Genomic DNA, 9847 nt, shown 5'->3' on the forward strand with positions numbered 1-9847 from the left:
GTTGCTTCACCAGCTTCACCGCTTCCCGTTTGAACTCGTCCGTAAATGCTCTTCTCGTCCTTGGCATGTTTGCCTCCTAAACACATCATGTCATTCGATGTGTCCGGGAAACCGGGGGAAGCCCACGCATCCAATTATCTGTACTTGCATGTCTCCTACTTCTTAGCAATTCATGAGATCGCCAAGACACGCAAGATCCCTTGGATTCCCTCTTTTCTCGTGCTCGATCAAATCAGCACGCCTTATTTCTCGACTGCGCGCAAACCCAGCACGGATGTGCGCAGCATGGACAAGGTTCTGCAGGAGCTAAACCAGTTCATAACTGACATGGACCAGCATGGAGGCTTTCAGATCATCCTGCTGGAGCACATTGGCAAGGAGCATTGGGAGAGGCTGGGGCTCGAGAAATTCCATCTGGTCGATCGAGAACTGCGCGGTGACTACGGCCTGATCCTCAAGCCGGGCCAGGAGCGCCTACAGAACGAAGGACAGGCGTAAAAAGTAGGGCGGGCACGAGCCCACTCAGCTTTCGTCTATCGAGGGCTATTGACCAATGACTACCCTAAGGATGCCGCGCGAGTCTATGACGATATACGGCTCGCTTTCGGACTTACGGCGATCCGCGAGGCTGGGAGTTGTTTTCTGACCCACAGGGCTTGGAGCAAATGTGCCGTCCTGCTGGCCTAAATCGGACCAATTTGGTCGTATTCGGCGTGCTAACTGATGCCTGGTTGAAGTGGCGGAAGAACGTGTGTCGGCTTGTGTGTTCACAGCTGCCATCGGGACATCGCCCGCAGCCGGCAGCAATCGCTGCACAGCCGAAACCCAAACGTCAAAGCTGAAAAGCGGTAATGGGCCTAACCCCTCGTATTGCTAGAGACCGCTCCTCCCATGAGTCCCATTTCAACGCACGCGTAAATGCTCCGCCAAGTGGCCCAACAAACTATCCACCTTCGGCAGCAGCCGCTTGCTGCGCGGCCAGACGATGTGCAGCGGTAATCCCTCCAGATCGTAATCCGGCAGGATCGGCACCAACTGCCCCGCACGCAGCGCTTCCCCCGCCAGCCAGGTCGCCAACTGCGCGACACCCAGGCCCGCCACCACGGCGTCGAGCTGTGCCTCTCCGTCGCCCACGACGATGCGGCTGTCCACCACGCGCCGCTCGGTCGGGCCGGCTCCCTGGGAAATGAGCCAGGGGCTGGCAGTTCCGTCCGCGCGGCCGTAGGTGATCGCGTCGTGCGAGGACAGCAGGTCTTCCAGCGTGGCGGGCACGCCCTTGCGCTCCAGATAGGCGGGTGACGCGCAGAAGATCAGGCGCTCCTTGCCGAGGAACCGGTGCCCCAGGTTGGCGGGCCAGGTGTCGGCGCCGCCGATGCGCACGGCGACGTCGATACCGTCATCCACCACGTCCACGAAGCGGTCGGTGAACGAGACGTGCAATTGCACCGCGGGGTGATCCGCGGCGAAAGCCATGAGCCAGGCCATGACCTGGCGGCGGCCGAAGGTGGCTGGCACGTCCACGCGCAGGCGGCCGGACGGCTCGGCGGTGTCGGATGCCAGCACGCGTTCGGCCGATTCGATGTCTTCCAGCACGCGCAGGCAGACCCGGTGGAAGGCGGTGCCGGCGTCCGTCAACTGCAGCTTGCGAGTGGTGCGCTCGAACAGCCGGGTGCTCAGCCGCGCTTCCAGCCGTGCGATGGATTTTCCGACGGCGGAACCGGTGAGGTTCAGCCGGTCTGCCGCGGCCGCGAAGCTGCCGGCAGCGGCGACGGCGACAAACACGTCGATGCCTTTGAGGCGTTCCGAGCTGTTCACGATGGCGGGGCACTCCGGGGGTCGATTGCAGAATTTTTCTCCATTTAATCAGGAAAAAGCATCCAACAGAAGAAACTCTGGAGTGAATAAGCTGGCGGATCAGCCAGAAGAAGGCTTTTCCCATCCCCATCCCCATCCGTATGCCCATCCCCATCCGTATGCCCACGCTCGCCACAGAACCCCTCACCACCGAACCCACCGGCACGAAAGCCGGGACATCGTCCATCGTCGTCCTGGCGGTGGCCGCGTTCGTGATCGTGACCACCGAATTCCTGATGGTGGGGTTGCTGCCGGCATTGGCCCGGGACCTGGGCGTTTCCGTTTCCACGGCCGGCCAGTTGGTGACGCTCTTTGCCGTGGTGGTGATGCTGTGCGGGCCGGCGCTGACGGCGTGGCTGGGCCACATCGAGCGCAAGCGCCTGTTCATGGCGGTGCTGGTGCTTTTTGCTGTGTCGAATGCCGTCGCGGCGATGGCGCCCAATCTCTGGGTTTTGGCGATCGCGCGCATCGTGCCGGCCCTGGCCTTGCCCGTGTTCTGGGGCACTGCCAGCGAGACCGCCGCGCAACTGGCCGGGCCGCAGCGGGCGGGGAGGGCGGTGTCAACGGTCTACCTGGGCATCTCGGGCGCCATGCTGTTCGGCATTCCGCTGGGCACCCTGGCCGGCGATGCAGTGGGGTGGCGCGCTGCCTTCTGGATCCTGGCGGCCCTGTCGCTGGCGGTGGCCGCGCTGCTGCAGATGGCCATGCCCCGAATGAAAGCCGGCCAGCGCGTGGGCTTGGCGGCGCAGGCACGCCTGCTGCGCCATCCGGCTTTCATCGCCAACGCGGTGCTGTCCGTGGTGGTGTTCACCGCGATGTTCACCGGCTACACCTATCTGGCCGAGCTGCTGGAGCAGGTGGCGCAGGTGCCTTCGTCGCAGGTGGGCTCGTGGCTGATGGGCTTTGGCGCGGTGGGTTTGATCGGCAACTGGCTGGGCGGCCTGTGGGTGGATCGCAGGCCCCTGGAGACGACGGCCGCGTTCAGCGCGATGCTGGCGGTGGGCATGGTGGCGGTCATGTGGTTGGCGCGGCAGCCCATTGGGTTGGTCGCCGCGCTGGCGGTCTGGGGCGTGGCCAATACGGCGCTCTATCCGATCTGTCAGCTGCGTGTGATGAAGTCAGCGCCGGATGCGCAGGCGCTGGCCGGGACAGTCAACGTGTCGGCGGCCAATGGTGGGATTGCGCTGGGCGCCATGCTGGGGGGCGCCAGCATTTCGCTCTGGGATGTGGGCAGCGTGGCGCTGGCTGGCGCGGTGGTGGCCCTGGTGGCCGTGGTGGCGTGCCCGTGGGTGGCACGGTTGGCCCACAAGGGACAGGCCTAGCCGCGGGAGCCAAAGCAAGGCCTGCCCGCGCGGACGGGCGGGCAGGGGCCGATGGGCCAAGAAAGCGGATCAAGCCGCCCGCCCGCTCGGTGGTTTTTCGATTCAGGTCAAATCGGTGCCCAGCGCATGTTTCACTAGGGCATTTCGCTATCAAAAATATAGCGATTGACCCGCCGTCAGCGCAAACCGGTTCCCGCGCCCACGTCGTTCTTGCGTTCGATCAGCTCGATCTTGTAGCCATCGGGGTCCGTGACGAACGCGATCACCGTCGTGCCGCCCTTGACCGGCCCCGCTTCGCGCGTCACGTTGCCGCCGGCGGCCTTGATCTTTTCGCAGGCCGCATAGGCGTCCGGCACGCCCAGGGCGATGTGGCCGTAGGCCGTGCCCAGGTCGTAGCTTTCGGTGCCCCAGTTGTAGGTCAGCTCGATCTCGGCCTGGCCGAGGTTGCCGCCGTCGAAGCCCAGAAAGGCCAGCGAGTATTTGTACTCAGGGTTCTCGGACTGGCGCAGCAGTTGCATGCCCAGGACCTTGGTGTAGAAATCAATCGAGCGCTGGAGGTTGCCAACGCGCAGCATCGTGTGGAGGAATCTCATGCCCGCGATTGTGCCGGCATCTCGAAGACCAGGCACGTCGTCGTGGCGTGGGCGTAGAGCGTGCCGTCCGGTCCCACCAGCCGGGCGTCGGCGGTGGCCAGTTGGCGGCCGCAGTGGATCACGCGGCCTTCGGCGCGCACGCGCGGCACCTTGGGCGTGAGGGCCTTGACGATGTTCACACTCAGCTCGGCCGTGGTGTAGCCGCGCCCCACCGGCATGCGCGTGTGCACGGCGCAGCCCAGCGCGGAGTCGAGCAGGGTGGCAAACCAGCCGCCATGCACCGTGCCCATGGGGTTGAGGTGGGCCGTGCCCGGCGTGCCCTGGAAGATGGCCGCGCCTTCGCCCACTTCGATGAGCAAAAAGTCCAGCGTCTTCGCGATGGGCGGGTAGGGCAATTGGCCGGCCAGCATGGACTGCATGACCTCCAGCCCGGTCTTGCCGGCAATCTGCGCCGGCGTGGCAACGCCGGCACCGGGCCCGGCATTCATGCGCTCCATCACAGCCTGCTCCTGCGCAAGCCACTGCGCCAGGGTGTCATCTTTCGCCATCGGCATCTCCTTGATTGCATCTGCAATTGTTGTAGATACAATCATATGCCATGGACGCACCCCAGAAACCCCGAGGCTGTACGAACCTCAAACTGCGCCAGGTCACCCGCCTGGTCACGCAGCACTACGACACTGAGGTCGGCAAGACCGGGCTGAAGACCACGCAGTATTCGCTGCTCTCGCACATCCAGAGCCTGGGCCCCGTGCGGCCGGGCGATCTGGCGCGCGCCATGCGCATGGACGCGTCCACGCTCACCCGCAACCTCCGGCCGCTGCAGGAAGCGGGCTGGGTGGAGGTGGCGGCGGGAGACAACGCCCGCAGCCGCAGCGTGCAGCTCACCGAATCGGGCCGCGCCAAGCGCCAGGAGGCGCAGCGCCACTGGCGCATTGCCCAGGAGGCGCTGAACGAGCGATTGGGCGTGGCGCACGTGGCAGCCCTGCACGCGCTGCTCGACGAGACGGTGCGTTTGCTGGATGTCGGCGCGGCTGCTGACGCGCAGCCCTGATGGGTTTCGACCGAACGGCATCCCCGCTATCACCCCATACCTTCTTCACCCAAAGGCCCGCCCATGCTGTCCCAATCCGCCGCACGCTGGCTGCAGCGCCATGGCATCCACTACGGCTGGCTGGTGGCCGGCATCACCTTCCTCACCATGCTGACGATGTCGGCGGCGCTGGGCCTGCCGGGCGCGATGCTGCAGCCGCTGTCCAGGGAGTTCGGCTGGACGACGGACCAGATCTCCACCGCGCTGGCATTGCGCTTTGCGCTGTTCGGGCTGATGGGGCCGTTCGCCGCCGTGCTGATGGAGCGCTGGGGCCTGCGGGCGGTGATGTGCCTGGGCCTTGCCCTGGTCGGCACCGGCATGGCGCTGGTCACGCTGGCCAGCCAGCTGTGGCAATTGTTCGTTCTGTGGAGCCTGCTGCTGGGCCTGGGCACGGGCCTGACGGCGCTGGTGCTGGGCGCGGTGGTGGCCAACCGCTGGTTCGTCGCACGGCGCGGTTTGGTCGTGGGACTGCTGACGGCCAGCGCAGCGACGGGGCAACTGGCGTTCCTGCCCTTCGCGGCCTGGATGATCGAACACTGGGGCTGGCGCTCTGCCATCGCGCCGATCTTCATCGCCTGTGCGGCGGTGGGCATGCTGGCGCTGGCCTTCGTGCGCAATCGCCCGTCGGATTTGGGTTTGGCCGCCTATGGCGACACGGCGCCGGCCACGGCGACGCCCCCGCCACCGGCCATGGCGATGAACTTCGCCACGCCGTTCAAGGCATTGGCCGAGGCATCGCGCAGCGGCACGTTCTGGATCCTGTTCGCCACCTTTTTCATCTGCGGTTTGTCCACCAACGGGCTGCTGCAGACCCACTTCATTTCGCTGTGCGCGGACAACGGCATGGGCGCGGTGCCCGCCGCGTCGGTGCTTGCGATGATGGGTGCGTTCGATTTCGTCGGCACGGTCCTGTCGGGCTGGCTGTCCGACCGGTACGACAACCGCAAGCTGCTGTTCTGGTACTACGGCTTGCGTGGCCTGTCGCTGTTCTGGCTGCCGCATTCCGAGTTCACGTTCTACGGACTGGGCCTGTTCGCCATGTTCTACGGGCTGGACTGGATCGCCACGGTGCCGCCCACCGTCAAGCTGGCCGGCGCCACGTTCGGTCCGCAAAAGGTCGGACTCGTCTTCGGATGGATTTTCGCGGCCCACCAGATCGGCGCGGCCGTGGCGGCCTGGGGCGCGGGCCTCACGCGCACGCTGCTGCTGACCTACACCCCGGCGCTCTACGCGGCGGGTGCGGCCTGCCTGCTGGCGGCCGGCCTGGTGCTGCTGATCCAGCGGCCGGCCCGGCCCGCAAAAGCCGTGGCACAGCCCGCCTGACCGGAGTCGCCATGTCTTCCACCGCCACATCCGCCTCTGCCCTGGCTTCGGCTTCCTCGGCGTCAGAGCCGCCCCCGCTGGATCCCCGCACCCGCCGCATGCTGGAGGCACCGCTGGCGCCCTTGCTGTTGCGCATGGCGGCGCCGAACGTGCTGATCATGGTGGCGCAGGCTTCGGCAGGCCTCATCGAAACGTGGTTCATCGGCCGACTCGGTACTGATGCGCTGGCTGGCATGGCGCTGGTCTTTCCCATCGTCATGCTGATGCAGATGACGTCTGCCGGCGCCATGGGCGGAGCCATCGCGTCCGCCATCGCCCGCGCTTTAGGCCGCCGCGACCTTGCGCAGGCTCAATCGCTGGCGTGGGCCGGGCTGGTGATTGCCATCGCCTTCGGCTTTTTGTTCACGGTGGTGCTGTGGTGGGGCGGTGCGGCGCTTTACCGTTCGATGGGCGGGGAGGGCGCGTCGCTGGAGGCAGCACTCACCTATTCGCACACGGTGTTTGCCGGCGCGGTGCTGGTGTGGCTGTTCAACGCGTTGTCGGCGGTGGTGCGCGGAACGGGAAACATGGCGCTGCCAGCCAAAATCACGACCGCCGGCACGGTGCTGCTCGTGCCGCTGTCGCCAGTCCTCATCTTCGGCTGGGGGCCGATTCCCGGCCTGGGCATTGCCGGGGGCGCGCTGGCGCTGGTGTTGTATTACCTGGGCGGAACGCTGGCGCTGTGCGTGTATCTGCAATCGCGGCACAGCTTGCTGCGGCTGTCTCGCCAAGGGCTTCAATGGCGCGGCGCCTTGTTCGGCAGCATTTTGCGGGTTGGCCTCGCGGGCGCCATATCGACGCTTGCCACCAATCTCACCATTGGCATCGCCACGGGACTGGTCGGGCACTTCGGGCCGGCCGCCATTGCAGGCTATGGCACGGCATCGCGGCTGGAATACATCCTCGTCCCCTTGGTGTTCGGACTGGGGGCGCCACTGGTCACGATCGTCGGAACATGCATGGGAGCAGGGCGCCCAGACCGCGCATTGAAGGCCACCTGGTTCGGCGCGGCCGTCGCTTTTGCGATAACAGAGCTGATCGGCATCGTGGCAGCCTTGTTTCCGCATGCCTGGCTCGGCCTATTCGGGCAAGACCCTGCCATGCACGCGGCTGGTTCGCAGTATCTGCAGGTGGTCGGTCCGGTGTATGGCTTTTTCGGGTTGGGCCTGGTGCTCTACTTCGCCTCGCAAGGTGCCGGGCGCTTGGCTTGGCCCGTTGGCGGAAACATCGCCCGATTGCTCGTGGCGGGTGTCGGTGGATGGGGGGCGCTGCATTACGGAGGAACTCTTGCGCAGGTCTTTCTGGCACAGGCAGTCGCTCTGGTGGTGTATGGCGTGCTTAATACGGCAGCGATTGCCGGCGGTGCATGGTTCGGGCGCTTGCGTTGGCCCCGGTCCGTGGCGCCATCGGCGCGTTGAGTGGCGCGCTCGGCAAGACCGCTCGGTTTGCTTCGTCGGCACAGTGAGATGGCTCTGACAGCAGGTTCGCCACCATTGGCCTATTGGCGGAATTGCTTTGTCTCCTTTTAGCCGCCGGTGCGGCCTGCGCGCAGGATGCGAAAAAATCCGCTCCTGCAACGGCCACCACAACGAAGCAAGTCGTCCATAAAAGCACCATCAGCGTCAAAACCCCGTCACGCTTTGTGCACTTCTTCAGGTGCCTCCTCCTGATCGCGATGGCCGCTTTTACGGCTCGGGGGTTTAATAACCGTAAGCCTCGATCTCGGAAAACGCTACCGATGAATAGGGATTGTAAGATTCAATAGTGATATATTGAGTATTAATTGGCCCAATTCCAATATAAATGGGAGCAGAGTCGGATTGATCCGGTTCGGTAAAGCTGCCAAGCGGTGTATCAGCAGGCTGAGCATTGGCACCCCATAAGCTAAAATACATTGGCTTTAAGTTTCCGTCATTTTGGGGAGCTGAACTTCTAATCGTGACCCTGACCCCTGTTATATATCTAACAGATCCCAGATCTAAAGTGATGCTTGTGCTGTTTGATCCGGCGTCCCAAAAATAGCTCGGATCATAAAACCTTCCATCATAAAGAGAGGCAATATTTGTATTGTGTGGCGCGTATACGGTTGAATAAGGCAGTCTTCTAGGTATTGAAAAAAAAGAAGGCGACAGATACGAGACCTTTTTAATGGGCAGCCCATCGGCAAAGTGTCCAGTATTAGCCAATAGGTTCTTTATATATGCCTCTCTCTCGATAGGCCGGGTGATTAAATTTCCGTATCGGGCCGCAATCGCTGCCACTATGGGAGCAGCATATGATGTTCCACTAGACGTGCGCAAATTTCCAGATGGGTCTAACGAAGTGATTTCGTGAGCAGGCGCCCAAGCTTCAACACAAGCGCCCGCATTGGAGGCAAGAGCTGGTGGGTTGGTACCACCTAGCATACGACTGCCGTCTCGCTGGAGACCGCCGACTACCATGATTCCATCATTGTCTCTGGCACTTTGCTGGTGACCGTACGCATTTTCACACGCTATGCCATTATTGTTCCCTGCTGATTGCGTGAAAAATAACCTGTTGCTTGCCGCCCGAATTAATCTACCTACGGGTTGATTCCACTGAAATTCATTTGGCGTGTCCCGTCTATTCATCGACAAACTTGCGACGGCAAAATCATTAGTTGCCTCAGCCTCGTTCATTGCGGCCGTTATTCTTTCGAGAATTTGGGGTGTATGACCTAGGCCAACACCAAACCCCTTTATGGCCATGCCCCAGTTGACCCCTCGCACACCATAGTTATTGAACAACCCTCCTACCAGGCCTGCAATAAATGTTGAGTGCAGAGTCTCGGTCGGCTCTCCTCCTGAGAGGTTATTTTGAAAGACGATATTCGCGTCATTTGCAAGAACTGGAGCGGTTAGCGGCGCATCTATCAGATAAAAATTATTGCTGGTTGACCATCCATCATTGGTATTGGTATAAGGTAACGCCCAGCTAACAGTTTCATTTCCACTGGTAATGTCGCCGGGGTTTGATTGAGATAAAGGGATTTTTTGATCAAAAACTTCCTGCACCCCAGTTACAGCAGGATGCTGAAGCATTTTATCCGCTATTTCTCGCGTAAATCTAGAATTGATCGAAGGAGTGGCTACAGAAGAAATTCTATCGATTTCAATTCCATATTCAATTGCGAATTTTTCCCCGAAATTTTTAATTGCACTTTTTCGCTCTTCGAGCGTTGATTTTTCCACACCCCCTACTGCGTAATCAATGAAATCTTTTATGTAGAATGGATCCAGATAGATCAGATAATTTTTTCTGCCATCACCGGAATTCTTGCTGGCAAATGGAAGATCTGTGACTGATTTTTCGATAAATATGGGGCCCCTAGCATTTTGAGCATAAGAGACGCCATGGGCGCCCAAGATAAGGGCAGAGAGTGAAAATAAAGCCAAGCCAGTGCGCATCAATAACTCCCATCATTTATAACTATTAGAATTAGCCGCCATATACTCAGCCCGAAGCGGCTAGTCATTAGGGAGCCTCTCACAACCCCATGTTTGACGAATCCGAACAGGAATGAGTGGGCGCCAGCAGCCGTTTGAGCGTGATGAGGCCCAGCAGCGGTCTGCGCCTGGGTGCATGAGGGGCCTTGCAGGCCC

Annotated in this window: 9 protein-coding genes; 5 read left to right on the top strand and 4 right to left on the bottom strand. The window is 61.8% G+C overall.

Annotated elements, in window-relative coordinates; all coding sequences use genetic code 11:
- Positions 1-87 precede the first annotated feature (87 nt).
- The gene (locus tag AVMA1855_RS26045) at positions 88-498 is read left to right on the top strand and encodes a DUF3732 domain-containing protein (protein WP_284427934.1); all 411 of its coding nucleotides are present in this window, start codon (positions 88-90) and stop codon (positions 496-498) included.
- A gap of 405 nt (positions 499-903) precedes the next feature.
- Here AVMA1855_RS26045 and AVMA1855_RS26050 read toward each other — a convergent pair whose 3' ends face one another.
- Entirely contained in the window at positions 904-1815 is a 912-nt protein-coding gene (locus AVMA1855_RS26050; protein WP_284427935.1) for a LysR substrate-binding domain-containing protein, read from the bottom strand.
- A gap of 158 nt (positions 1816-1973) precedes the next feature.
- Between AVMA1855_RS26050 and AVMA1855_RS26055 the strand changes: the two genes are divergently transcribed.
- The gene (locus AVMA1855_RS26055) at positions 1974-3176 is read left to right on the top strand and encodes an MFS transporter (RefSeq protein ID WP_502870388.1); all 1203 of its coding nucleotides are present in this window, start codon (positions 1974-1976) and stop codon (positions 3174-3176) included.
- A gap of 176 nt (positions 3177-3352) precedes the next feature.
- On the opposite strand, the gene gloA is transcribed toward AVMA1855_RS26055, so the two are convergent.
- Both gloA and AVMA1855_RS26065 read right to left on the bottom strand, forming a co-directional pair.
- Positions 3353-3769 carry a lactoylglutathione lyase gene (gene gloA, locus AVMA1855_RS26060; RefSeq protein ID WP_284427937.1) on the bottom strand — a complete coding sequence of 139 codons (417 nt, stop codon included), beginning with the start codon at positions 3767-3769 and terminating at the stop codon, positions 3353-3355.
- Positions 3766-4317 (bottom strand): PaaI family thioesterase, encoded by a 552-nt coding sequence (locus tag AVMA1855_RS26065; protein WP_284427938.1) that lies wholly within the window; start codon positions 4315-4317, stop codon positions 3766-3768. The genes gloA and AVMA1855_RS26065 overlap by 4 nt, the downstream gene beginning before the upstream one ends.
- Before the next feature lie 50 nt (positions 4318-4367).
- Between AVMA1855_RS26065 and AVMA1855_RS26070 the strand changes: the two genes are divergently transcribed.
- The 3 genes from AVMA1855_RS26070 to AVMA1855_RS26080 all read left to right on the top strand — a co-directional run bounded on the left by AVMA1855_RS26070 (position 4368) and on the right by AVMA1855_RS26080 (position 7642).
- Positions 4368-4823: a MarR family winged helix-turn-helix transcriptional regulator gene (locus AVMA1855_RS26070; RefSeq protein ID WP_284427939.1), complete on the top strand. Its 456-nt coding sequence runs from the start codon at positions 4368-4370 to the stop codon at positions 4821-4823.
- A gap of 63 nt (positions 4824-4886) precedes the next feature.
- On the top strand, positions 4887-6185 hold the full coding sequence (locus AVMA1855_RS26075; protein WP_284427940.1) for an MFS transporter: 1299 nt from the start codon (positions 4887-4889) through the stop codon (positions 6183-6185).
- A 98-nt stretch (positions 6186-6283) separates the two neighbouring features.
- Positions 6284-7642, top strand: a complete 1359-nt coding sequence (locus tag AVMA1855_RS26080; RefSeq protein WP_284427942.1) for an MATE family efflux transporter — start codon at positions 6284-6286, stop codon at positions 7640-7642.
- A gap of 282 nt (positions 7643-7924) precedes the next feature.
- Here AVMA1855_RS26080 and AVMA1855_RS26085 read toward each other — a convergent pair whose 3' ends face one another.
- Positions 7925-9652 (bottom strand): S8/S53 family peptidase, encoded by a 1728-nt coding sequence (locus tag AVMA1855_RS26085; protein WP_284427941.1) that lies wholly within the window; start codon positions 9650-9652, stop codon positions 7925-7927.
- Between the last annotated feature and the right edge of the window lie 195 nt (positions 9653-9847).

Source organism: Acidovorax sp. SUPP1855, assembly GCF_030158955.1.
Classification (GTDB): Bacteria; Pseudomonadota; Gammaproteobacteria; order Burkholderiales; family Burkholderiaceae_C; genus Paracidovorax.

What these genes read in the sequence shown, in the direction of transcription:
- AVMA1855_RS26045 (WP_284427934.1), top strand. Translation starts at nt 88, where the DNA reads ATGTCATTCGATGTGTCCGGGAAACCGGGGGAAGCCCACGCATCCAAT.
- AVMA1855_RS26055 (WP_502870388.1), top strand. Translation starts at nt 1,974, where the DNA reads ATGCCCACGCTCGCCACAGAACCCCTCACCACCGAACCCACCGGCACG.
- gloA (WP_284427937.1), bottom strand. Translation starts at nt 3,769, where the DNA reads ATGAGATTCCTCCACACGATGCTGCGCGTTGGCAACCTCCAGCGCTCG.
- AVMA1855_RS26065 (WP_284427938.1), bottom strand. Translation starts at nt 4,317, where the DNA reads ATGGCGAAAGATGACACCCTGGCGCAGTGGCTTGCGCAGGAGCAGGCT.
- AVMA1855_RS26070 (WP_284427939.1), top strand. Translation starts at nt 4,368, where the DNA reads ATGGACGCACCCCAGAAACCCCGAGGCTGTACGAACCTCAAACTGCGC.
- AVMA1855_RS26075 (WP_284427940.1), top strand. Translation starts at nt 4,887, where the DNA reads ATGCTGTCCCAATCCGCCGCACGCTGGCTGCAGCGCCATGGCATCCAC.
- AVMA1855_RS26080 (WP_284427942.1), top strand. Translation starts at nt 6,284, where the DNA reads ATGCTGGAGGCACCGCTGGCGCCCTTGCTGTTGCGCATGGCGGCGCCG.
- AVMA1855_RS26085 (WP_284427941.1), bottom strand. Translation starts at nt 9,652, where the DNA reads ATGCGCACTGGCTTGGCTTTATTTTCACTCTCTGCCCTTATCTTGGGC.